Source organism: Stenotrophomonas sp. 3diitr2024, assembly GCF_042136455.1.
In the GTDB taxonomy this organism is placed as follows: Bacteria; Pseudomonadota; Gammaproteobacteria; order Xanthomonadales; family Xanthomonadaceae; genus Stenotrophomonas; species Stenotrophomonas sepilia.
Genome location: NZ_JBHHMJ010000702.1, coordinates 39,317 through 61,628 on the forward strand (window position 1 = coordinate 39,317; position 22,312 = coordinate 61,628).

General features: G+C 64.4%; 26 protein-coding genes. 8 read left to right on the forward strand and 18 right to left on the reverse strand.

Translation table 11 applies throughout. From position 1 onward, the window contains the following. Positions 1-8: 8 nt before the first annotated feature. Entirely contained in the window at positions 9-596 is a 588-nt protein-coding gene (locus ABGA94_RS18225) for a biliverdin-producing heme oxygenase (protein ID WP_375367878.1), read from the reverse strand. 127 nt (positions 597-723) lie between these two features. Here ABGA94_RS18225 and ABGA94_RS18230 point away from each other — a divergent pair, with 127 nt between their 5' ends. Continuing rightward, positions 724-1,017, forward strand: a complete 294-nt coding sequence (locus ABGA94_RS18230; protein ID WP_088497482.1) for a hypothetical protein — start codon at positions 724-726, stop codon at positions 1,015-1,017. 16 nt (positions 1,018-1,033) lie between these two features. On the opposite strand, the gene ABGA94_RS18235 is transcribed toward ABGA94_RS18230, so the two are convergent. Together ABGA94_RS18235 and ABGA94_RS18240 are read right to left on the reverse strand one after the other, a co-directional pair. Beyond that, positions 1,034-1,519, reverse strand: coding sequence for a TspO/MBR family protein (locus ABGA94_RS18235; protein ID WP_005416521.1), 486 nt, complete (start codon positions 1,517-1,519; stop codon positions 1,034-1,036). 73 nt (positions 1,520-1,592) lie between these two features. Next, complete coding sequence (locus tag ABGA94_RS18240; protein WP_375367879.1) at positions 1,593-3,788, reverse strand: hypothetical protein; 2,196 nt, start codon at positions 3,786-3,788, stop codon at positions 1,593-1,595. Positions 3,789-3,921: 133 nt separating this feature from the next. On the opposite strand from ABGA94_RS18240, the gene ABGA94_RS18245 reads away from it, so the two are divergent. The 3 genes from ABGA94_RS18245 to ABGA94_RS18255 all read left to right on the forward strand — a co-directional run bounded on the left by ABGA94_RS18245 (position 3,922) and on the right by ABGA94_RS18255 (position 5,639). Then, on the forward strand, positions 3,922-4,401 hold the full coding sequence (locus ABGA94_RS18245; protein ID WP_111127669.1) for a GNAT family N-acetyltransferase: 480 nt from the start codon (positions 3,922-3,924) through the stop codon (positions 4,399-4,401). A gap of 70 nt (positions 4,402-4,471) precedes the next feature. Then, positions 4,472-4,792, forward strand: a complete 321-nt coding sequence (locus ABGA94_RS18250) for a hypothetical protein (protein ID WP_235649588.1) — start codon at positions 4,472-4,474, stop codon at positions 4,790-4,792. Positions 4,793-5,354: 562 nt separating this feature from the next. Then, positions 5,355-5,639: a hypothetical protein gene (locus ABGA94_RS18255; protein WP_321573330.1), complete on the forward strand. Its 285-nt coding sequence runs from the start codon at positions 5,355-5,357 to the stop codon at positions 5,637-5,639. A gap of 17 nt (positions 5,640-5,656) precedes the next feature. Here ABGA94_RS18255 and ABGA94_RS18260 read toward each other — a convergent pair whose 3' ends face one another. Next, positions 5,657-6,064, reverse strand: coding sequence for a hypothetical protein (locus ABGA94_RS18260; RefSeq protein ID WP_231109024.1), 408 nt, complete (start codon positions 6,062-6,064; stop codon positions 5,657-5,659). 118 nt (positions 6,065-6,182) lie between these two features. Here ABGA94_RS18260 and ABGA94_RS18265 point away from each other — a divergent pair, with 118 nt between their 5' ends. Next, positions 6,183-6,851, forward strand: a complete 669-nt coding sequence (locus tag ABGA94_RS18265; RefSeq protein WP_146257041.1) for a hypothetical protein — start codon at positions 6,183-6,185, stop codon at positions 6,849-6,851. Positions 6,852-7,071: 220 nt separating this feature from the next. On the opposite strand, the gene ABGA94_RS18270 is transcribed toward ABGA94_RS18265, so the two are convergent. The 3 genes from ABGA94_RS18270 to ABGA94_RS18280 all read right to left on the reverse strand — a co-directional run bounded on the left by ABGA94_RS18270 (position 7,072) and on the right by ABGA94_RS18280 (position 9,929). Then, positions 7,072-7,314, reverse strand: coding sequence for a hypothetical protein (locus ABGA94_RS18270; protein ID WP_231109023.1), 243 nt, complete (start codon positions 7,312-7,314; stop codon positions 7,072-7,074). Between the two features lie 192 nt (positions 7,315-7,506). Continuing rightward, positions 7,507-8,940, reverse strand: coding sequence for a hypothetical protein (locus ABGA94_RS18275; RefSeq protein ID WP_235649590.1), 1,434 nt, complete (start codon positions 8,938-8,940; stop codon positions 7,507-7,509). Between the two features lie 278 nt (positions 8,941-9,218). Next, entirely contained in the window at positions 9,219-9,929 is a 711-nt protein-coding gene (locus tag ABGA94_RS18280; protein ID WP_375367880.1) for a hypothetical protein, read from the reverse strand. 165 nt (positions 9,930-10,094) lie between these two features. On the opposite strand from ABGA94_RS18280, the gene ABGA94_RS18285 reads away from it, so the two are divergent. Beyond that, positions 10,095-10,850, forward strand: a complete 756-nt coding sequence (locus ABGA94_RS18285) for a tetratricopeptide repeat protein (protein WP_235649592.1) — start codon at positions 10,095-10,097, stop codon at positions 10,848-10,850. Between the two features lie 61 nt (positions 10,851-10,911). On the opposite strand, the gene ABGA94_RS18290 is transcribed toward ABGA94_RS18285, so the two are convergent. Further along, positions 10,912-11,436 (reverse strand): transporter, encoded by a 525-nt coding sequence (locus ABGA94_RS18290; RefSeq protein WP_375367881.1) that lies wholly within the window; start codon positions 11,434-11,436, stop codon positions 10,912-10,914. Between the two features lie 590 nt (positions 11,437-12,026). Here ABGA94_RS18290 and ABGA94_RS18295 point away from each other — a divergent pair. Next, complete coding sequence (locus ABGA94_RS18295; RefSeq protein WP_138969993.1) at positions 12,027-12,383, forward strand: hypothetical protein; 357 nt, start codon at positions 12,027-12,029, stop codon at positions 12,381-12,383. Next, positions 12,384-12,854 carry a hypothetical protein gene (locus ABGA94_RS18300; protein WP_375367882.1) on the forward strand — a complete coding sequence of 157 codons (471 nt, stop codon included), beginning with the start codon at positions 12,384-12,386 and terminating at the stop codon, positions 12,852-12,854. Positions 12,855-12,884: 30 nt separating this feature from the next. Here the strand turns inward: ABGA94_RS18300 and ABGA94_RS18305 are convergent, their stop codons facing one another. The 10 genes from ABGA94_RS18305 to ABGA94_RS18350 form a co-directional block, all read right to left on the reverse strand. Beyond that, a complete protein-coding gene (locus ABGA94_RS18305) occupies positions 12,885-13,520 on the reverse strand; it encodes an NTP transferase domain-containing protein (protein WP_375367883.1) in 636 nt (211 codons plus the stop codon). Next, a complete protein-coding gene (locus ABGA94_RS18310; RefSeq protein WP_375367884.1) occupies positions 13,496-14,557 on the reverse strand; it encodes an XdhC family protein in 1,062 nt (353 codons plus the stop codon). Before ABGA94_RS18310 ends, ABGA94_RS18305 begins: the two co-directional genes overlap by 25 nt. Positions 14,558-14,566: 9 nt before the next feature. Next, a complete protein-coding gene (gene paoC / locus ABGA94_RS18315) occupies positions 14,567-16,771 on the reverse strand; it encodes an aldehyde oxidoreductase molybdenum-binding subunit PaoC (protein WP_375367885.1) in 2,205 nt (734 codons plus the stop codon). Further along, the gene (locus ABGA94_RS18320) at positions 16,771-17,721 is read right to left on the reverse strand and encodes an FAD binding domain-containing protein (RefSeq protein WP_375367886.1); all 951 of its coding nucleotides are present in this window, start codon (positions 17,719-17,721) and stop codon (positions 16,771-16,773) included. Before ABGA94_RS18320 ends, paoC begins: the two co-directional genes overlap by 1 nt. Next, positions 17,718-18,365 (reverse strand): aldehyde dehydrogenase iron-sulfur subunit PaoA, encoded by a 648-nt coding sequence (gene paoA / locus ABGA94_RS18325; protein WP_005416549.1) that lies wholly within the window; start codon positions 18,363-18,365, stop codon positions 17,718-17,720. The genes ABGA94_RS18320 and paoA overlap by 4 nt, the downstream gene beginning before the upstream one ends. A gap of 223 nt (positions 18,366-18,588) precedes the next feature. After that, positions 18,589-19,320: a hypothetical protein gene (locus ABGA94_RS18330; RefSeq protein ID WP_375367887.1), complete on the reverse strand. Its 732-nt coding sequence runs from the start codon at positions 19,318-19,320 to the stop codon at positions 18,589-18,591. Positions 19,321-19,447: 127 nt separating this feature from the next. Then, positions 19,448-19,963: an OsmC family protein gene (locus ABGA94_RS18335; RefSeq protein ID WP_375367888.1), complete on the reverse strand. Its 516-nt coding sequence runs from the start codon at positions 19,961-19,963 to the stop codon at positions 19,448-19,450. A gap of 47 nt (positions 19,964-20,010) precedes the next feature. Next, the gene (locus ABGA94_RS18340) at positions 20,011-20,778 is read right to left on the reverse strand and encodes an SDR family oxidoreductase (protein ID WP_111201042.1); all 768 of its coding nucleotides are present in this window, start codon (positions 20,776-20,778) and stop codon (positions 20,011-20,013) included. 127 nt (positions 20,779-20,905) lie between these two features. Beyond that, positions 20,906-21,937 carry a LysR substrate-binding domain-containing protein gene (locus ABGA94_RS18345; RefSeq protein WP_375367889.1) on the reverse strand — a complete coding sequence of 344 codons (1,032 nt, stop codon included), beginning with the start codon at positions 21,935-21,937 and terminating at the stop codon, positions 20,906-20,908. After that, positions 21,934-22,242 (reverse strand): sigma factor-like helix-turn-helix DNA-binding protein, encoded by a 309-nt coding sequence (locus ABGA94_RS18350; protein WP_375367890.1) that lies wholly within the window; start codon positions 22,240-22,242, stop codon positions 21,934-21,936. Before ABGA94_RS18350 ends, ABGA94_RS18345 begins: the two co-directional genes overlap by 4 nt. Positions 22,243-22,312 lie beyond the last annotated feature (70 nt).

A 22,312-nucleotide genomic window follows, 5' to 3' on the forward strand; every position in this document is an offset into this window, starting at 1 on the left:
AGGGCCTTTCATTCAAACCTGAATTCTTCATCTACGCAGCGACGGATGAACAGGAAGGCGTCTGTCGCGCCCCTACATGCCTGTGCGCGCTCCTGGTCACTTAAAACGAGCGCATCCAGCTCCTCCCGCTCGCGTCTCCAGTACTCGGCCACACCGAGCTCGGAAGGACGCAGGTGGCGCGCGCCGTACCCGGCATGAAGCTGCAACGCAGCGGCCATCTTCAACAGCACGGACGCTCCCAGCGTCGAGCCCTCCGCTACGTAGCGCCAGCCCAGAACGGTCGCGTTCGAGAACACATGCGGCTGCGGTTGCCAGGCATGGGGTGCCGGCACGGAAGCGCCGAGGTCGCGAAGATCCTCCTCGATCAGGGGCAAGCGGGTCGCGCCCGGATCCTGCATCCGGTACAGCGGCGCAACAGCGCTATGGAAGTGCCATTGCACGCGCAGGAAGCAGAGGTAACGCTGGCGCGACGCGAAGATGTGTTGCTGTAACAGGTGCTGGTCGAGGCGATCGTGGGCCGCTCGGGTGTGCGCTTTCAGGGCGGCGCTGAGGGCAATGGGGTGATCGGGTTGTGCTGGCAATGTGGATGTAGGCATCGGCGCGCACCCTAGCAGATTTCGATGCAGAGACCGGTGCAGGTTTCGCGGCCAGCACATCTGCGCTGCACGCCAACTAGACAGCGGCTGCCCTACGGTGACTGCACTTCCAACAGATGCCACGCCCGTGAACCTGCAGACCGCACCCGCGCCCCAGTACCGTATGCTCCCTGACAGCTGCCAATTTGAATTGCTGGATGTGGATGCATTGCAGGATCCAGCCAGTGGCCGGCTGCTGCACCTGTACTCGCTGGTAGCGCGTTGCCTTTCCTGCGAGACGATCTTCAAGGCAGAAGAAGGGCAGGGCCTGGTCAGCCATACTGCAGCGCGAGTGGTGCGGTGCCCCACCGGTTGCGGGCAGCAGGCGTTCAAGCCGGCCCTGCTGCGGACCTGGTGCCCACAGGCCGTGGCCCAGGCCTGAACGCTGGATCCGCGTGTCACAGCAGCCCGGGATTGGCCCGCCAGACGGCGAAGTTGAGCGCCGAGGCGAACGAAATCCAGGCAAGGTAAGGAAGCAGCAGCACCGCCGCAAGCCGGCGGATGCGCGCGAACGTGACGATCGTCGCGCACACCAACACGATCAATACAAGAATGTCGGCGAAGGCAAGCGCGCCCAGCTTCCAGCCGAAGAACAGCCAGCTCCATAGCGCGTTGACGGCCAGCTGCACCAGATAGAGCAGCAGCGCGGGCCGTGCGCCGCGCCAACCGCGTTCGCGCCAGACCAGCCACGCGGCAACCGCCATCATGGCGTAGAGCAGTGTCCACACCGGGCCAAAGACGCTGGCCGGTGGTGCCCATGCGGGGAGGGCAAGGCTGGCGTAGAAGCTTGCTGCGGACGTGGACGCCCACGCCCCCAGGGTTGCCGCGACGAAGGTGATCGCCACCCATCCCAGAAGTCCGGAAACCTGTGAACTCCGCTTCATACCGTGCAGCTCCTTGATACGTATGCGGCCTGTCTACGCACAGGGGCAGCGAATGGATGCAGGCTGTCGGCCTTCAATCTGAAGAGCCGACGGCACCGGCTCCCTGGCTCGCTGGCAGCAGGGAAGGTCGCTGGTCAAACCACTCCCTTGCCTTCGCCAGGTGCCATTGGCGCTGGTCACCGTCCAGCTCGATGCCCGCACCCAGCAGCCCCCAGCGCAGGTAGAGATCACCGCGCTTGCGCTGGTCGAGCAGATCCAGCCGCGCGCGTACCGAAAGCCGATCGTTCTCGGCCTGCAGTCCATCGATGATCAGATGGCCCGGGCGCCAGCGCAGCGTCGCCCGTGCCTGCACCTGGCCGGAATCCAACAGCGACAGGGTCCAGCGCGGGTAGTCGGTACGCTCTGCGAACAGTGCAAGCAACGGCCGGGCATCGCTGAGATCCAGATCCGTGGTGGCATCGACCTGGAAGGGCGACTGCGCGTCGATGCGGCCACGCTTGAAGGCCACGCGGCCTTTCCATGCGCTTGTTTGCTCTGTATCCGCCACCTGCACATTGCGCAGCTCGACGGTGGTGCCGGACAGATCGAAATGACGCTGATTGAAGTCACCGCGGCGCAGCGTTGCCTTCACGTCGATGTCGCCGCCCATGTCCAGCCCTGCCACCTTGGCGCTGGCATTGCGCCCCAGCAGCCGGGCAGTGCCGTGGCCGACGCGTCCATCGGTGTCGAGCGTGGCATCGCCGCTCAGGCTGCCGGTGCCACGGAGCAGTCGCACCTGCGGCGAGTCCAGGTAGCGGTTGTAGGCGGCCAGGTCGGGAATCGTTGCTTGGCTGAAGCGCAGGTGCGCGCGGACACCCTTGCGCAGCTCCTGCAGGCGACCATCACCGGTCAGGTCCAGGGCCAGATCACGGCCGTCGAACAGGCGCACATCCTTGGCATCGGTTGGCCGTGCAGTGAATCGTGGCAGCCGGACAGCCAGCTGTGCCTGGCTGGGGCTGCCGGCCTTCAATTCGCCATGGGCGCTGGCCGTGCCCGCCAGTCGTACGCCGGCGACTTCGGCCACGGCTTCGGCGGCCGGAATGTCCACGGTGCTGCATTCGATCAGTTCGCCGTTGCGCACGCGCAGATCCGCTTTCAGCGTGCCACCGCCGTCCAGCTGCAGCCACGGCTTGCGAACGAACAGGGCAGGGATCCAGTTGAGCGAAGTGAACGTCCATTCGCCGCGCACGGTACCAGAGCTGCGTTCCAGCAGCTGGGCGGGCTGCTGGAAGGGGATGTCCCGGCCACGGACGCGCAGATCCGCATCCACTTCACTGCCTGAGCCGGGTTTGGGCGGCAGGCGGGCCTGCAGGCGCAGGTCGTTGGACACATTGAGCTGCAGGGCCAGCACGCCGCGATTGGGGGCACCATCACCCAGGTAGAGCGGCACCTGCCAGATTGCGCGGTCCCCGGGCTGCAGCTGGCCGTCGATCAGGTGCAGCGCCAGCTGCAGGCGTCCGGGTACGGGCGCGCTGGAGATCTTCGGCGTTGTGGCATCCGTGTCCATGCGCAGGCCCTGGCTGCGGGCGTCGACCTCAAGCTGGGCATGCAGCAGCTTCAACTTGGCCAGACCGGGCGCCTGGTCCCGATAGTGGCGCGGATAGCTGAAGCGCGCGGTGAGATCCATGTCGCCCAACAGCTGCACGCCGTCAAAACTGGTGTCCGCATCGCTGAACGCCACCTCGGATTCGAAGAGCTCCGACGGCCCGCCGCGCAGCTGCTTGAGGAAGCCCACCGTACCCCGGCCCTTGCCAATGATCAGCAACTTGCCAAAGCGTGCGCTGCGGATGCTGTCGCTGTGGATGGCATCGAAACGGAGCGTCCAGCCGCGGTCGCTGCGCGGTGGTGGCGGGATGGCTTCTTCGACGCGGCTGATCTCGGCGGAAACCCCCGTCGCCTGCAAGCGCGGAACCCGCACCTCGCGCTGGAACAGGGGCAGCACCGCCAACCGGGCGCTGGCGCGCTCGGCATGCAGCACGTAGACCGTGTGGTTCACGTGGCCGCGCATGTGCACGTTCCAGGCGATGACATGGCCGGGCAGCAGCGTGATGGCCGGGCCGGTGGTCATCACGAACTTGTGCGGCTTGCGGTTGGTGACCTGATCGAACAGCGGGGTATTGAGGAAGATGTTGCCGGCCAGCAGGTACAGCAGGTAGATGCCCAGCAGGACGTACGCGGGAACGCGCCACCGTCGAAGCCGGTGCGGGATGTGCACGGAAACAGGAGACATCTACTGCTCTGAGGGCCGGAATTTCCACAACTATTGCGGAGCCGATGGCGGTGGCGCGTGAAGCAGCCATGGGGCAGGGGCTGGATTCTGGTAGTGTCCGGCCTGGTCATCACCACAAATCTGCAGGAGACGCATGGAGATCCGGCCCGCCCATGCAGGCGATTTCGACGCGATGTGGGGCATGTTCAAGGCGGCCATTGCGGCGCAGGATGCGCTGCCCTTTGCCGGGTCTTTTGAAGTCGAAAGGTTTCGCGCGCATTGGCTCCTGCCGCAGACACCTTATGTGGCCGTTCTGCAGGGCCGGGTGGTGGGCATGTACAAGATGGGCCCGAACTTCCCTGATCTGGGGGCGCATGTGGCGAGCGCCACGTATGTGGTGGATGTTTTCGCACAGGGGCAGGGCGTGGGCCGGGCCTTGGTGGAACACAGTCTGGAACGGGCGAGGGCGGAAGGATTCCTCGCCATGCAGTTCAATTACGTGGTCAGTACCAATGCCCCGGCGGTGGCGCTGTACAGGAAGCTGGGGTTCGAGGTGGTCGGTACGTTACCCAAGGCGTTCCGGCATGGGACGCTGGGTCTGGTGGATGTCTTTGTGATGCACAGGTTCCTGTGATGCGATGCGTCCGCCGCGCGTGGTCGGCGATATCCAGCCGAGCTGGCTGCACAATTCCTGAGGATGTCCCTTGAATCCATTGGTACAGTTTTTGCTGAGTCTGCTGGCGGGCGCGTTCCTCTTTCTGTTGGCTGTGGGGCACGACTACTGGAAGCGCCTGCGTTGGCTCTTCGGATGGGATCCCAATCTGGGCCATGAATCTGCAGACAAGCTCATTTCCATCGCCAACAGGACGGTGCTGGTGACGGCCGCCTTGCTGTTGGTTTGGGCGGTGACAGGCCCATCCCCGTACCGGAGGAACTGGGAGATGGAGGTTTGGGGTTTGCCGGCCGGCACGTTGATTGCGTATGTGGCGCTCATCCTCAGCGCATCGACGCGGTCCCGCGCCTAGATGGCATGGAGCTCGCCGGCATGGAACGGCCCAATAGCGTGACGCGTCACGACCATTGAGTGGCTACGGCTGGGGTGCCAGAACGCGCTCCTGAGGCCTCGGTTGTTGGTGCCGAATCGGCGAAAGCGCTCTTGCCAGGCTGGCGTGCAGCCACGGCAAGATCAGCGGCAAAACTACGCCCGCAAAGCCGTCTTTACCCGCCACTGTCAGATCCGCAAGATCCTTTGCCATTCCTGCAGAGGTTGAGGGAAGCCCAAAGGGCGGTTGGCAGTGATCGAATCACTGACAATCAGGCCGGCGCCTGGAGTGGATCAGGGGCGTGACTGGTGAAGCCTGGATCGGGCAATGGCGTAATGAACATAATATACATTATGCGAAATGCTGTATCGGGCGTGATCCGGTTCGTCGGCTCGATCTGGCAATGGCTGCGGCTCTGGCTTGGCTCTTGCCTCCCTGTTGGCTCCCCCGACAAGGATGAGATCGCAGCATGAGCAAGATGGATCCCCATGATCGCATTGACCTAACCGGCCCTTGGGCCGGTTTCGGATTCCAAGGTGGACACATGTTCACCCCCGAAGGTCATCAGCTTGAGCCATGCGACATGGCCTGGTGGTCCCTGACTTGCAACATTGCGCGCGAATGGCGGCTGATGATGGCTGAGGCGTCTCCCCGAGCTGCAGCTGCCCGGAAGGCGTCAACTACGGCGAAATCTAGTGTCATCTACCTAGCCGAAGCCCTCAGAATTCGCCGAGAACGGCAGTTCGGCGTGGGCGCGATCGGTTCCGACGCCGGGGCATCCAATGTTGTCTACATGAGCCGTGGGCCGAGGCCTCGTCAGCGCGTGTGAGGCGCTTACACCCCGGCTTATTGCTCGCGGCAGCGCAGCCATTCGCCCTTGGCATTTCGCAACTGTTCCCAGCCGTTGCTGAGGCGCCGCATCGCGGTTCCGCCCATGCAAGCCGCGCCAAGACGCTTGGCGTCCGCGCTGCCGTAGGCCGGTAGGCGGACAATTTCGCCCGATGGCGTCGGTATCCCTTGGCGGTGCGCTTCGTTCTGGATGAGCGATCGTTCAATTTCCGCGCAGTAAAGTCGGATGCGTGGATCAAGATGTTGCTGGCATTTCAGGGGCTCGGCGCCGAGGTTATGTGTCTTCGGCGCGCCAGATGCCGCCCTGGGGGGCGTCGGCGGCCCAACCGCTGAACGCAACGCCCCCGCCTCGAGGGCGTGAGGAAGTGCAAGCAGCAGTGCGAGAATTCCGATTCGGATATCCATATCGGCCTCATAGGCTTCAGCGCATTCTACCTCCCAGGCCATCAAAGCCGGGGCACCGGACCAAGTTACTCCCACCCTGCCCCGTATACATCAACCCGCCATCGCCGCAGGTGTTCGCATGAATCGTGACTTTGCTGCAAACCTTGTTTCATATCTTGAATTGTCATCAGCGTGGCTGATTGACACCATGCGCGCGCATGACATGGCAGTCGCCACAGCAAAAATCGTAGAAAGCCAGCGTTTCACATCCCTTTCCCATCCGGTCAAGGTCGAGGACGGCCCCATTTTGACTACGGCCGTTGAAGGGGGCGAACTGTCCATACCTGCATATCTATACACGGGCAACGAGTTCGCGCGGGCCATTGAGCTAGTCACTGGACAACCCATCTCAGAGAATGAGGGTCTGCGCCTTCCGGGCGTTGGAACCGGTCCCCGGAGAATCGAGGCCATCATTGCTAGATCCGGAATAATTTCGCAGTTTGAGCTGTGGAAGAAGTTCGCAAAGCCTAGGCGCTATCCAACTGATGGCGCCGCCGCAAAATCACACGAAAAGCTTGGCCGGTTCTACTCCAACGACGAACGCGAAATGCTTGAGGAAGTGGTGAAAGATCGGAATCGAATGACGCACGAACCAAACCATCTCGATGACCCGACAGTGCGCGACTTGGTTGATTACACCAATAAGCTCCATCACCTCGCCAAGTACGTAGACAAGCTTCATTCCTCAGGCGTCACTGCGACCTGGCATCCTACTGCCTCACAGGCCTGCAGCGCCAAGGACGCATAGCTAGAAGCTGGCCGGATAAGGCGGCGTCTCTGGGAACGTGCCCAAGGGGCGCTTCCCAACTGCAATTAGGGTGCTGCCGTTCGCCGCGGCGGTGGTCGGCTGTGTCTCGCTCGCGCTCGTCACAGGCGACCCCGCCGCAGCCTTTATGCGCGCGGTCGTAGCATCGGACTGCTCGCCAAACGGGTCTACGGGCCAAGTTGTGGCAATGATCTCGTGCCCCTTAGCGCTCAAGCAGCACACCAAACTCGGTTCGCTTCACAGACCAGCCCAGCGCCCACAGCTGCTCAGTGGTGAAACGATCGAGCACTTGCCCGCCGCCTGACGCGCGAAACTCCACGATGTCGCGCTGGCCGTACCACCCGGCGTGCCTCGCCCTGGCATTGGCCGCCATGTCCAGAATGTACTGAACGCCCGCAGGAAGCTTCTCCTTCGTCTTGGGCGTCTCGACAACCTTCGTGACCACCGTGGCCGGCTGAGCACCCGGCGCGTGCGCTATCGCGGGAATTGCGGCCTAGTTTCCGCCACCGGTCAGAAGCGAACACTTCCGTTTCTCTAACCGCGGCCCTCTGGTCTTTATGAGTGAAAGTCATCGACGCTTTTGACTATCGAGCTCTATTCGGCCACACACTCCCAGGCCTAAGCGAGACGTTTGCGCTCAGGTTTGCGGAATCGACATGGTCTTTCCACACGTAAGCAGGTGAATCGGAGCGCTCGGCATGCCGAGCCAGCCCACTCGCGCTCCGCCGATGTGATCAACCAAATGGACAGCGGTAGCAAGCACGTCACCATCTAATCCGGCAACTGTACTCCCCGGGTCCGATGGCAGCATCGGGGGGACCCAACTACCATGCTTCCAGCCTTCGCTCTGATGCACGATGACCGATTCGATCGTAGGGTGTTGCACTTTTGTCCTGCCATGCGTGTTCCCTGGCCCGAACGAGTACAGCAACCTTGCGTAGTCGTGTGCAGGCCTTGCCGGCGGGACACTATTTGGCGACATCTTCGCGCCATGATGCGGCGCCACTATCACCGAGATGTTCTCAGGAAGATCGCCTGGAATCAGGTTGTATGGCGCATCTCCCATTAGTAGCCAAGTTCTGTCGAGTTCCTTATTAGTTACGATAAGGACTAGCCCGGATTCGTTCTTGTTGTTCAGAGCGCCTTTGCACTGTCTGATCTCGAGCTGAGGCGCCCCCCACGTTACGGTCCCGTAAGGAGGAAAAATCAGGAGCTTCCCTCCGGCGGCAAGAATCGATGCAGCGAATGTGGCGTGGCTTTGGCTGATGGTCTGACATGGAACTATCCACGTCAACTTCAGCAGGTCCGTATCCAGCGTTGCCGCAGTCCAATGGTCTGCATCCCAATGCGAGAGGATCACCAAAGGCTTATCACACGTACAGAACTGAATGCCTGGCGGACACGTTTTCTTGTTCCCGTACACGCCACAACCCACATCAAAGTAAAGACGCGGAAGGCCGCACTTGCAAGTCAGCGCGTTCGCCGACCCCTGCCCTATGTCAAGCATCAGCAACTGCTCAATCGGACATCCTCTGGGGAGTTCAGCGGAAATTTGAGCTTCTGTGGCCTTCGGCCACAAGCTCATGTCGAATATCCTGTCCAGAGCGGTAGCCGGGACCCCTTTTGGGGTCAGGCTTTCTATCCATGCTTGGACCGGATTGGCAAAGGCGCCTGCGAATACGAAGGCCTCTATCTCACCTCGCGGAGCAAGCTCGATCTGAACCCACTGCGCGCCATCCCTCAGCAGGCTTACATACTCGTGCGAGGTGGGGACGGTTATCTCGATCCGATAGAGAGGCACTTCGTCTAAGCCGGAAACTATGGGGTTATCGGCGATCTCACCTCCACCCTCGAACAACTGCGTCCAATAGCGTTTTACTTCCTGTTCTGCCCTATTGAGGTCTAGCGGGCCACCCTCCCTGAACCCTCGCCAGCTTGCGTCCATCGCATCAAACGCGATCGTCACTTCTTCAGCCTCATCGAAGTAGATGGGCTCGAACTGATCGACCCTCGCATATGCCGTCTGCGGGTATTCGGACTCCGTGGATTCGGTGCTAAAGAACCTATTCATGCATCAACCTCCTTGTGATTGCCTTCTTATCGTCAAGCCACATCGAACTCAACCCAGAGATTAGGCTCGTGACGAACATACAGGATTGATCCGGGTGGGACTTCGAAATTTGGGCTACCGTTTGGGGAACTGATCCAGCGATCAGGGTTGCACCCCGTCACCACGGCCACTTTTGAGTCCTAGGTGGCTTTACCTACCCTCGATAAACATCCCTTATCGCTACTCCCCGTGCTGAAGTGCACAGCCACTCTCAGCTTGGCGCTTGCCGAGATCCAACCCTATTGGGCTGCCGGAACAGGAATCACACCCTTTCGCAGAATCTCCAACCTCCCAACATCGCCAACAGGCGCAAGCACTGTAGCCTTCCGCGCCGGGTCCCACAGTGCATAGCTGTCACCAAGACGACCAATCAGACTTAGGTCGCCCTGGACCTTTCCATCAACAGTCACAGCCGTCACGTGCTTGCCGCCGCCAGAGGAAATCTTCTCGGCACGCTGGGAGCCAAGCATGCTTGACGCTATCGAGACGTAGACCAGCATCACCAAGGCGTAGATCAGCCAAGGGGAATCTTTCACTGCGGCGGGCACCACCGGCGAAAGATGCACGATCAACGCACAGATGACCGTCAGAAGAACCCCTATCAGAAGAGGCCACGTGTTCGACCACCAAAGCAGCAGCCCCAGGACAGTGAAGAAAAGCACTGGAAACAGCCATGCGAACAGCTTGCTTTTGGAGCTGCCGCTCGTGACCTTCATCTCCACCCAGCCGCCAAACAGCGAGGCCAGCAGCATGAGAAATAACACCATGCCGATCCCAGCAAGCCCTGCCAGTGCAAGCTCACTCACCGCAACAAACTGAAAGGGATCCAGGCCGAAGTGCCCCCAATACTCCTTTAGGTACAAAGCCCCTTGAATCAATCCAAAGGTGACGAGCGCCGAACCCCATCCCGCAACATCGGCCATCGTTAGCGTCTTCTGCGCACGTTCCATGTATCCCCTTCCATCAATGCAGCCCCGCCACATAGTGGCACGCTGCGCTCCGCCCTGCAGAACCCAGTCTATTAACGTGACGCGTCACGCTCGATCACCCAGCCCATTGGCGCCCCACCCCTCCCCCACTATAGTTCCACCCCTCACAAGGACGAGGCGGCACACATGCCCTATATCGGAATCGGACTCCACGTACTGGCGGCCATCTACTTCGCGGTGCACGCCATCCGCTCGGGCCAGAGCCTCTACTGGCTCATCCTGCTGTTCTCGTTCCCGCTACTCGGCAGCGTCGTCTACTTCCTGGCGATCTACTTCCCTGAAGTCCGCCATTCGCGCGGCGCCCGGCAGGTCGTCCGTTCCGCCAAGCAGCTCATGGACCCGGGCCAGGACCTTCGCAACGCCCGTACCGAACTGGCGCGCACGCCGACCGTGCAGAATCGGGTTCGCCTGGGCATGACGCTGCTGGATGCCGGCCAGGCCGAGGAGGCCAGAACCCTGCTTGAGCAGGCAGCCAGCTCGCCGCTGGGCGACGATCCCTACATCCTGACCGGCCTTGCCCGTGCCCGCCTCGAGTCCGGGCACGCTGCGCTTGCGGTGGAGACGCTGGACGGCCTGTTCGTCCGCCATCCGAATGTGCGCCGCAAGCCGGAACAGACCCTGCTGTACGCGCAGGCCTTGGCAACCGCGAAAGCCCCCGGAGCCCGCGCCGCATTCGAGCGCGCCGTGGAATGCGGAAACGACGCTGCCGCCCGCTGCCTGTACGCCGAATGGCTGATGGCGCAGTCGCAACCCGACGATCGCGAGCAGGCCCGCAGCCTGTTCGCCAGCATCATCGACGATGCCCAGCACTGGTCGCGCCACGCGCGGAGCCACAATGCCGCATGGCTGGAGCGAACCAAGGCGGCGTTGAAGGGCCACTGACGACCCGGCAGCAGGTGGCGGGCTCGAACACCTGCACTTCCAGGAAACTATCGCAGCGGGCCTAGCGCGAGCCCGGCCTGGGGAAGAGCAGCTTGGGGGTTCCGATAAACAGCAGCCATGCCCCCAGGGCCGCTGCGTAGGCGAGCACCGTTCCCACAAGGAATGTGCCGAATAGGCTGCCGGTGAACAGCTGATACAGCCCTTTGCCGCGACCTGCAGCGCTGCCTCCAACAGTCAGCACGATGACCGGCAGCATGATCATTCCGCTGCAGAGGATCAGGGAGAACGCGCCCAGCAACCAGCGCTTGAGTGGCGGGTTCCATGGCATGGGATAGCCTGCGAGCAGTCGCCTCATCCAAAGAAACAGTACTGGAAAGGCGATCAGGTACATCAGTGCCACATACAACCAGGTTCGAGCATCAGCGCTGCCCGCCTCGAAGATGGCTCGCGGGTATACCCCTGTGCGATAGAGCGTTTCTGCGCTTGCCGCCAGCGCCGCGCTAATGATCATCGCAGGCTTGAACAGGCGCGACACCTTGCCCCATTGCGCGTTGCGTAGTTGCTGCCCGTCAGTCATGCCAGACATGAAAACCTTCTTGGGCGGATGCGTCCATTAGCTACCAAGGGGCATTGTGCAGATGATTCGCCCCGCCACATGGTGACATGCAGCGCCTTACTTCGCAGATTTCACCCATTAACGTGACGCGTCACGCGCAATTGGCAGCGCATGGCTGGACAGGCCTGTCGCATTTGCCTTGTTCACAGCCCCGCCGGGCGGATGCCGACAGCGCGCAGAGCTGCACCACCGACATGGTCGATAGCCTTGCAGCGCAACGCTCCAGCCTCTTTGCGCCATATGCAATGATTCTGAAAATGTTGAAAGTAGTGACGTCATCAGCCCTACTGCATTGGCATCACGCATAGGTCCGCGTATTCCTTGCCCTGCCACCGTGCATCGGTGGTCGGGATTCGAAACCCCGGTTGTGTGGATGTTGCTCGCACTTGCCAGCCGGCACTGCTTCGCGCGGTGCCGGCTGGCAATCCGTCAGTCGGCTATGGCGGGCGGTGCGTGGAGGCCTTGCGCCTGCCCGGTCATCCACACACGGGGTTTCGAACCACGCATCGTCCGCCACCTTTATCGGTGGCGGCTTCTGCATGCACGCAAGGAGCCCCGCCATGACCCAGCCCCACTCCCCTGCCCCGCATCCGATCCACGACGCGTCTGCGAACAGCCCCGCGCTGGATCCGAACACCCTCATCGCCCTGCTGCACAGCATCGGCTCCGGCGCCGCCTCCGATGGTCAGCCGTGGCCTGAACGCCATCAGATGCCCGGCCGGCGCATCGCCTTGGCGGACACCGACTGCTCGCTGGCCGGGCTTCGCGTGGTCCTGGAGATTCTGCTGGCCGCGCAGCGCGCCCGCGAGAACGGCGAGCTGGAGCAATACGTCGGCCCGCGCGTGATGGAGGGGCTGATCATGGCCGGAATCGGCCTTACCGCACACGCCAGTACCCGACTGCATCCGGAGGGCTGAGTGGCCTGGTGGCGCTGGGCGGCCACCGCGCTCTGTCTTGTGGTGGTGGTTGCGGCACAGACGCAGTGGCTGGCACCGCCCAAGCCCTCGCCTATCGGTTTCCACAGCATCCCCGGCGATCGCTTTCTGCAGTTGCGCCGCCAAGCCATGCAGTTCGTGGAGGCTCGGCCACGACAGGGCTTCCAGTTCGTTGAGCGGCATCGAGATGCCGAGTTCCAGGTTCATTGCCGAGGCATACCCGTGCTGTGGCTGGAGAGGCGCTCGCACCATCTGCTGTTGCAGGTCTCACTGGACGCGAAGCAGCGGGCGCCTGCCGTTGTGCGGTTGCGGGCGCTCCTCGAATGGCAGTTGGAGCCGTTGGATTACCTGGAGCAGGTACTGGCTGACGTGCCGGAACCTGTTCTGTTGGATCGGGTGCTGCAGATGTTCGGGGGCGAGGTACCTGAGGGCGCGCGATGTGGCCCACACTAGTCACCTGCGCGACAGGCATTGGCCCAGCGATCATGCGGGCCACCCCTCGGCATCGATCCAGCCCGCATCGCGCACGCGCGCAAGATCTTCTGGCGTATCGATATCCAGGCCCAGTTCCGGTGCCTGTAGGACATGCACCGTATCGACGGGAAGTTGCCGCAGGCGCGCTCCAAAGCCGCGGTCACCGGTTGCACGCGCAGAGTTGAACCATGCACGCGGCACTACTGCGGGAATGCCAAGCACATTTCCGTGGCGGGTACCCGCGCACCCTGACGCCGAAGCGCGGGCACCCGAAAGCAGCGCCTGCAGATGGGAGCGCTCGATTGCGGGCTGGTCGCATGCCACGACCATCACCGCAGTCAACGTGGGCAGCAGGTGTGCGCCGGCAACCTGCAGGCTGCTCGCCAGGCCGCGTTCCCAGTGGTTGTTGGTTACCGGAGTGGCGTCCAGCCCGGCAATGCTGGATGTCACGGCCTGTGCGTTCGCGCCCACCACGACCAGCACCTGCGCTGGCGCGAGCTCGCGCGCCAACCGCACCACGCGATGTACCAGGGTCTCGCCCTGCCGGGTCAGAAGCTGCTTGGGCTGGCCAAGTCGGGTGCTCCCGCCGGCAGCCAGCACGACGACCGCATGCGCGTCAGTCACCTGCCGTGCGCGCTTCGCCATTGCTGCAGCTGCGCGGCGATGCTGAGCGAAATCGCCTCTGGCCCTCGGCCGCCGATGTCCAGGCCGACAGGTGATCGAAGTCTCGGGGAAAGGCGGTGGCGCTGATCCGGTGTCAGCAACTTGAACAGGTCCTCGCGCCTTCGCCGCGGACCCAGCAGTCCAATGAACATAACTTTGGTATCAGCCAGGGCCACCAGCGCCTCCCGGTCCAGTTCGAAATCGTGATGCATCACCAGTGCCGCGTCGCACGGGTCGCCATGAAGGGCCTCGGCCGGGCTGGTCTGAAGATGCGCATCCGCGCACTGCCCGGCTGAGGCCCAGCGCGCTCGCCGTTCGGCCACGCTGACCCGCCACCCCAGGCCCCGCAGTAACGGAACCAGCAAGGGCGTTTCCGGACCGCCCCCCAACACCAGGGCCCGCGGAAGCCGGGGCAACGGCAGACGCCACGCACCCTCGCCAAAGGGCTGCGTACCATCCATCGTATGCAGCTGCCACGCCTGCTCGTGATGGCCGGCACGGAAAATGACCTGCCCCGACGTGCGAAGGTCGCGCTGGAGTGACACACCCTCGCGCAACCAAGCCTCGATGACGTCGTCGATGCCGGCCATGGCACGCAATGGCAGGAGCGCAATCCGCAGCCGGCCGCGGCACCCGAGCGCGGACCCACTCAACAGGTCGTCGTCACTGCGGGTGTCGATCTCGATCCAGTCGACCCGCCCTGCCGCGCTCACCTGCTCCGCGCGTCGCGCGAGCTCGGGCTCCAGGCATCCGCCGCTCAGCCAGCCGACCTGGCTGCCGTTGCAGAACAGCACCATGTCGCCGGCACCGGCGTAAGTGGAGCCATCGGTTTCCAGCACCAGCGCGAGCACGGCGTGCTCCCCCGCGCGCACGCGCGTCAAGGCCGTCTCGAGTACGCCGCGCGGGCTGCCTTCGGCGAGGAAGCCCGGCGCTGCCGACAGGTCCTCGGCAAGATCGCAGGGCTCCCCTCCGCCTGCGGCGGAGGCCTCCAGAGTGGTCGAGGCTGCGGGACGGTCCATGCGCAAGGGTCAGCCCACGTCGGGCAAGCCGGGCAGCAGCTTGTCCAGGGTGATGGGATAGTTGCGCACGCGCACGCCGGTTGCGTTGTAGACCGCATTGGCGATCGCGGCGCCGACCCCGCAGATGCCCAGTTCACCCACACCCTTGGCCTTCATCGGCGAGATCACCGGATCCAGCGTGTCGAGGAAGACCACTTCCTGGTACGGGATGTCGGCGTGCACGGGAACCTCGTAGCCGGCCAGGTCATGGTTGATGAACAAGCCCAGCCGTTTGTCGACCACCAGCTCCTCCATCAGGGTCGCGCCCGCCCCCATCACCATCCCGCCGATGACCTGGCTGCGTGCGGACAGCGGATTGAGGATCCGGCCGCCATCGCATACGGCAAGCATGCGGCGGATGCGCGTCTCTCCCGTGTAGGCATGCACGGCAACCTCGCAGAAATGCCCTGCATAGGTGCCGACGTCGTAGCCTTGCTTGAAGTCGCCGAAGGCAATGCCGTCCTCCGCCGACAGTGTCCCCGCCTCCGCCAGCTTGATCGTCCGCCCACCCGCCTGGATGCGGCCATTGGCGAAGTCTGCGGTGTCGCCGTCGAAGCCCAGTTTCTCGCCCACCTTGCGGCGCAGGCTGACGCACGCCGCGTACACGCCTGCGGTGGAGCTTGCCGCGCCCCACTGGCCGCCGGAACCGGCGGAGGCGGGATGACGGGAGTCGCCGAGGGTCACCTGGACCCGGTCCAGCGGCACGCCCATGGTCTCGGCAGCCGTCTGCGCGATGATTGTGTAGGAGCCGGTGCCGATGTCGGTCATGTCGGTCTCGACAATCACCCCGCCCTGGCCGTCCAGCCGGACCCGCGCCGCCGACTTCATCGTCGGTGCGCCGCGATAGCCCGCAGATACGCCCATGCCGATCAGCCAGCCCCCTTCCCTGACCCGCGCCGGCCTGGGGTTGCGCTTGTTCCAGTTGAAGCGCTCCGCGCCCTCGCGCAGGCAGCGCACCAGGTTGCGGTCGGAGAACTTCTTGGACGGATCGCCGGGCACGACCTCGGGTTCGTTGAGGATGCGGAACGCGATCGGGTCGAGGCCCAGCTTCTCGGCCATTTCGTCCATCGCCACTTCCAGCGCCATGTGGCCCGGTGCTTCGCCCGGTGCGCGCATCGCATTGCCTTCGGGCATGTCGAGCGTGGCGATGTAGTTGGCGACCAGGCGGTTGGCGCCTGCATAGAGCTTGGGCGTCTGCAGGGTGCCGTTTTCGCCATCCTCGCCGTTGATGTTGCCCGACCAGTTCTCATGGGCGATGGCGGAGATCCGGCCGTCCTTTCCGCAGCCGATCCGGATGCGTTGAATTGTCGCGTGCCGGTGGGTGGTGTTGTTGGGCATCAACGGGCGTTGCAGCGCGATCTTCACCGGCCGCCCGACCTGCTTGGCCGCCAGCGCGGCCAGCACCGCGTCGGCACGGATGAACAGCTTGCCGCCGAAGCCGCCGCCGATATAGGGCGAGTCCACACGCACCTTGGCAGGATCGATGCCGAGGATCGCCGCCATGCCCTGCCTGGCCCAGTCGATCATCTGGTTCGCCGTCCACAGCGTGAGCGTGTCACCCTCCCAGGCGGCGATGGTGGCGTGCGGCTCCATCATCGAATGACTTTCGTCGGAGGTGTGGTAAGTCTCGTCGAGCTTGACCGCGGCGCTCGCGTAGGCGGTGTCGAAATCGCCGAGCGTCTGCCGGTCGGGCTTGCCACCGCGCCCCTTTGCCAGCGGCGCGGAAGGCGCCAGGGCGGGGAAATCGAAGCGCCCCTTGCCGCGCTCGTAGCGGGTGCGGATCAGCGCCGCGGCGGCGCGGGCCTGCTCGAAGGTCTCTGCCACCACGCAGGCGATGGCCTGGTGGTAGTGGGCCACCTCGGGTCCGCCGAACAGCGGCGCATTGTTCCAGTTCGATGTGCCGACCGGCTTGGTCTCCGGTGCGGTGATGACCGCCAGTACGCCGGGCGCGGCACGCGCGCGGGAGGCATCCATCGAAATGATGCGCCCCTTGCCGATGCCCGCACCGACGATGTAGCCGTAGGCCTGGTTCGGCGCCACGTCATGGCGCTCGTAGGCATAGGGGGCGGTACCGGTGGTCTTGCGTGGACCGTCGATGCGCGGCGTCGACTTGCCGACGACCTTGGCCTTGTCGAACAGGTTGTCGCCGGCGGGGGCGTTGAATTCAAGGGGCATCAGCGCTCTCCTTCCACCAGCACGGCTGCGAGAGTGCGCTCGGTGAGCGCGATCTTGAACGCGTTCTCCCGCGTCGGGCGGGCACCGGCGAACACCTGCCGGGTCGCGGCCTTTACGCCGTCGCGCAGCAGCGGTTCGGCTGCCTCGACGCGCCACGGTTTCGGCGCGACCCCACCGAAGGCGAACCGCGCCGAGCCGTCACGCTGCACGACCGCGGCGACCGACACCAGTGCGAACGCATAGGACGCGCGGTCACGCACCTTGTGGTACACGTGCCGACCGCCCAGGGGTTCTGGCAGCGTGACGTGGGTGATCAGCTCACCGCGCTGCAGCACGTTGTCCTGCTGCGGCCTGTCGCCGGGGGAACGATGGAAATCGGCAATCGGGATGCTGCGCGTACTGCCGTCACCCCTGACGGTCTGGATCGAGGCGTCCAGCACCCGCAGGGCCACCGCCATGTCGCCCGGATAGGTCGCGATGCAGCTGTCCGAGGTGCCGATCACGCCCATCTGCCGGGAGAACCCCTCGACTGCGCCGCAGCCGGATCCGGGCAGGCGCTTGTTGCAGGGCAGATTGGGGTCGTAGAAATACGGGCAGCGCGTGCGCTGCAGCAGGTTGCCGCCGGTGGTGGCTTTGTTGCGCAACTGCCCGGAGGCACCTGCCACGATCGCGCGGGTCAGCACCGCGTAGTCGCGGCGCACGCGCTCATGTGAGGCCAGTGCGGTATTGGTGACCAGCGTGCCGATGCGCAGGCCGCCCTCGTCGGTGGGTTCGATCCTGTCCAGGCCGATGTCCTGCACATCGACCAGGTGCGCTGGCGTCTCGACCTCCAGCTTCATCAGGTCGAGCAGATTGGTCCCTCCAGCCAGGAATTTCGCGCCCTCGGTACCGGCGACGGCCCTGGCGGCCTCGGCCGGAGATTTGGCGCGTTCGTAACTGAAGGCCCTCATGAGCGCCTCCCTGCAGAGGTCACGCCAGCGACCTCTGCCATCGCCTCGGCAATATTGGAATAGGCTCCGCAGCGGCAGAGGTTGCCGCTCATGCGTTCGCGCATTTCCATGTTGGTGGCCCGGGGCCGTGCGCTGACGTCCGCCTGTACATGGCTGGGCACACCCCGCTTGATCTCGTCCAGTACCGCCACCGCCGAACAGATCTGCCCCGGCGTGCAATACCCGCACTGGTAGCCATCATGCTTGATGAAGGCGGCCTGCATCGGATGCAGGTCATCGGGAGTTCCGAGGCCTTCGATGGTGGTGATGGCATCGCCCTGGTGCTGTACCGCCAGGCTGAGGCAGGCATTGATGCGCTCACCGTTGACCAGCACGGTACAGGCGCCGCATTGACCGTGGTCGCAGCCCTTTTTCGTTCCAGTCAGCTTCAGATGTTCGCGCAGGGCATCGAGCAGCGTGGTCCGGGTGTCGAGCTCAAGCTCCCGCCGCTCGCCGTTGACGGTCAAGGCCACCGTGCTGATGACCGGCGGCCTGGGCGGCGGGGGCGCCGCCAGTTCGGCGGCGAGCGATGATGCCCCCGGTGCGGCGGACATCGCCACGGTCGTGACGCCGCCGGCGATCACCTGGCGACGCGTCAACTTCATTCCTTCATCACAACTTGGCACAGTGACCTCCTGGCGTTCGGGGAAACCCCGTGGCTGGATGGACGCGCTCACACTACCGAAGGGCCACTATGCCCCTCTGCGGGGTACAGATCTGTGAAGTCGGCGAGATGTACGAGCCTGCCAACTTGAGCCATGCGTATGCCTCACTGGATGGCTCACAATCCTGTTTGTCCCTCAACATGAAGAACATGATGGCCCGACGCTACAAGGGCGTTGACTGGGAGGGCTCGGGCTCGTGGATGGAGCCTTCCAACAAGGCAACGTAGGTATCGAGCCTGGTGCGAAGGCCGATCAGCATCCAGCCCAGCAGGTACAGCAGCACCATGGCGAAGATGAGCAGTGCGCCTAGCAGGCCAACATCGAAAGCGCCCGCCCAGTCACCCCATTTCCATCCACGGAACTGCAGGTAGAGGGCAATCAACAGCGGGAATGGTCCCAGCCGCTGCAGGCCGCCATACATCATGCCCATGCGCTCCATCATGTTTGTGCGCAAGGTGCTGACGAACTTGAGTCGCCGCTCGCGCTGGACGCGCGGGAAGTCGCGAAGCTCGCTCACCACTGCTTGCCAGTGGGCAAAGTCCTCATCCATCTCCTGGGCGTGCGAGAGCCGCGGCTGGCTGAACTGGCGAATGCCCCTGCGGGCGGCCAGGACGCCACCGACAATGAACCCTCCGATTTCGATTGCCAGGCAGGCAACCACCACCTGGAGCACTGCGCCAACAGGCAGCCATCGATCCGGAAGCTGACCCATGAGAATGCCGATGATCGCCGCACCCACGCCGATGCGGAACGCCCACGTCTCCACCCTGCCCGCCTTGGGGTAGATGCTGTGCTCAACCAGCCCCTGCACCCGCTGGTAGAGCCAGTGGAACGTGAGTTCCTGCGAATCGGTCTTCGCGGGCGGTTCGAATCCGCCCCGTGCCTGCATGTCCATTGCGCCCCCTGCCCCGCCGGCCAGGTTGCCGGCGCCACCATCGTAGCCGAGCTGGGTTGTGGCGGAATACGGCCTAGCCGTGTAATCGTCAGGCCAGGACCTTCCCGGAGTCGAGCATGGCTCGATTCTACAGAGGCGGAGCCTGCGGGCCGACCCGCACATGCACCGCATGGCTGATGCCACGATGGAACATCTTGGCGTATGGGCAGACGCGTTCGGTGTTGCGCACCAGTTCGCAGGCGAGGTTCTCATCCATGCCGGGAAGATGTACCACGATCTCGGCCGACAGCAGGTACAGCCCATCTGCTGGATCACGGGCGAAGGTGACCGCCACTTCGATGCTGGGGTTGTGCAGCAGCAGGCCGGCGCGCGCGGCCACCAGCACCAGGGCACCGTGGAAGCAGCCGGCATAGCTCGCAGCCAGCAGCTGCTCGGGATTGGCGCCGCCGCCCGGCCCACCGAGTTCCGGCGGCAGGCGCAGGTCCACCGCCAGTGCACCGTCGTCCGATCGCACGACGCCGGACGCCCGCCCGTGCTGGGCCTGGCCTCCGCTCACCCGCACGCGGCCGGTGTACAGCGGCTTCACGTCGTCGCCGTGGTAACGGTCCAGCATGGCGGGCGAAGGCGGTTTCAGCTCGGTCATTGCGCGGCTCCATCAAGCGCTGCTGCGGCAGGCGATCAATTCGCCGCTCAGGCAGGCTGCCGCTGCAACAGACCGGACTGCTGCAGCCAGGCTTCGAAATCGACCTGCCCCAGCCACGCGTGGCCCGCGGGCACCAGCGTCTCGGTCTGCAGCGGCGCGCCGAAGTACAGTGCATCGGCGTCCGCCACCACCTGCCGGGAATCACCCGTCAGTTGCAGATAGCGCCTGGCCAGATCCGCCATCGCGCTGCGCTGCGGCCCGGCGATCTCCAGCACGCCATTGGCTGGCGCCTGCTGCGCGATGCGTGCCACCGCTTCGGCAACATCCTCGGCGGCAATCGGCTGCACGTCGGCGGCCGGCAGCCGCACGGCCGTCCCGTCGCCGGCGGACTGGATGATGCCCGGCAGGAACTCGAAGAACTGCGTGGAATGGATGATGGTGTACGGCAGGCCCGAGTCGCGGATCAGCCGCTCCTGGGCGATCTTGCCGCGGAAGTAGCCACTGGCGGCAAGCTTGTCGGTGCCCACAACAGAAAGCGCGACATGGTGGCGCACGCCGGCACGGGTGGCGGCCGCAAGTATGTTGTGGCCGGCGGTCACGAAGAACGAAAGCACTGCTGCGTCTTCGAACGAGGGCGAGTTGGCCAAGTCCACCACCACGTCGACGCCGTCCATGGCGGCATCCAGGCCCTCACCGGTCAGCACATCCACCCCGGTGGAGGGCGCTGCCACCACGATCTCATGCCCGGCGACACGCAGGCGCTCCACCACCTTGCTGCCGATGCGGCCGGTACCACCGATGACGAGGAACTTCATTGCGTGTCTCCTGGAATATAGAGGGGCTACCGGCGTGTGGCCGGGCGCAGGCATCGTAGGTGGCGCGGGCGCGAGGGAGTAGGTCCGTGACCGGCCGCGCACTGTTGCCCGGCACGCACCAGTACGCTCAGGCCAAGGCAGGCTGTGCGCCTGGCTTCAGAGGGGTGGCCTGCTGGCGTGCTTCCCAGTGCGAGATCACATCCAGTTCGAGCGCGCGCACCCGCTGCGTGCTGAAGTCGATGAAGGCACGCACGCGCTTGGGCAGCTGGCGGCGGCTGAGGTAGCACAGGTAGTGGCCGCGATCGAGCGGCGCATGCCGATCCAAGCAGGTCACCACCCTGCCCGCCCACAGCGCTTCACGCACCTGATAGCTGGGCAGCTGGGCGATGCCCAGCCCGTCGATGACGGCCTGCAGGGCCAGGTCGGCATCGTTGAACACCAGTGCAGCAGGCGGCTGAAGGTGTACTTCGGCACCGTCGACACGGAATTCCCAGGGCTGCATGCGTCCGCCCGGCAGGCGCCGCCCGATGCAGGCATGCGTGGACAGCGCATCCACCGACACCGGTAGACCGTGCGCCTGCATGTACGCCGTCGATGCACATACGACCAGCTGCATCGGCACAAGCTGCTTGGCGATCACCTGGCTGTCTTCCAGCAGGCCGTCGCGAAACGCCACGTCGATGCGATCACCGGCCAGGTCGGGGGCCTGCTCGTCCAGCAGCAGCTCCACGGATACCTGCGGGTACTCGGCACGGAAGGCTGCCAGCAAGGGCGCAATCACCCGACGGCCGAAGCCGTGGCTGGCACTGATGCGCAGGTGCCCGCGCGGCGGGCCCTCGCGCAGGTCGCGCATTTCCTCCAGCGCCTGCAGGATGCAGGTCACGCCTGGGTTGCAGCCTTCCAGGAACAGCTCGCCTTCGCGGGTGAGCGTGGTCGAGCGCGTGGTGCGCAGGAACAACCGCACGCCCAGCTGGCTTTCCAGCTTCTGCACGCTGCGGCTGACGGCCGAGCGGCCGATGCCGAGGCGGTCGGCCGCGCGCGCGAAGCTTCCCTCGGACGCCACTGCAATGAAGGCCAGCACGCCGGCGTAGCTGGTGGAGAAGGACGCATTGAGCGCATCGTGGCCGTCGCTGGCCAGGCGGGGCGTTGCGGCGTTCATGGGTGTCCTGGCTCCAGGCGGGCACGTTGTGCGTGCAGGTGGCTCCGCGCCAGCGCCAACCGTTGCCTGCACGCGGCAAGATCGAGCCCCAGCAGGGGCTCGATGTCCTCGAATCCGGCACCCAGCACGTCGTGCATCAACAGCACCGCACGTGCATCGGGCGGCAGTTCGCGCAGTGCGGCGAGGAAGGCCTGCCAGACCTGTTCGCTGGCAGGGCGCGATGCGGTGCGCAGGTGCGATGAGGTGTTCATGCCCGGCAGACGGCCGAGCATCGGCCGCTGTGACAGGACATGGGTGTTTTTCATGCAACAGCGTGCGGCCCGGCCCCCGCCTAGCGGCATTGCGGGTGCAGGCCTAGCCTCGCTGTGCCCTTCA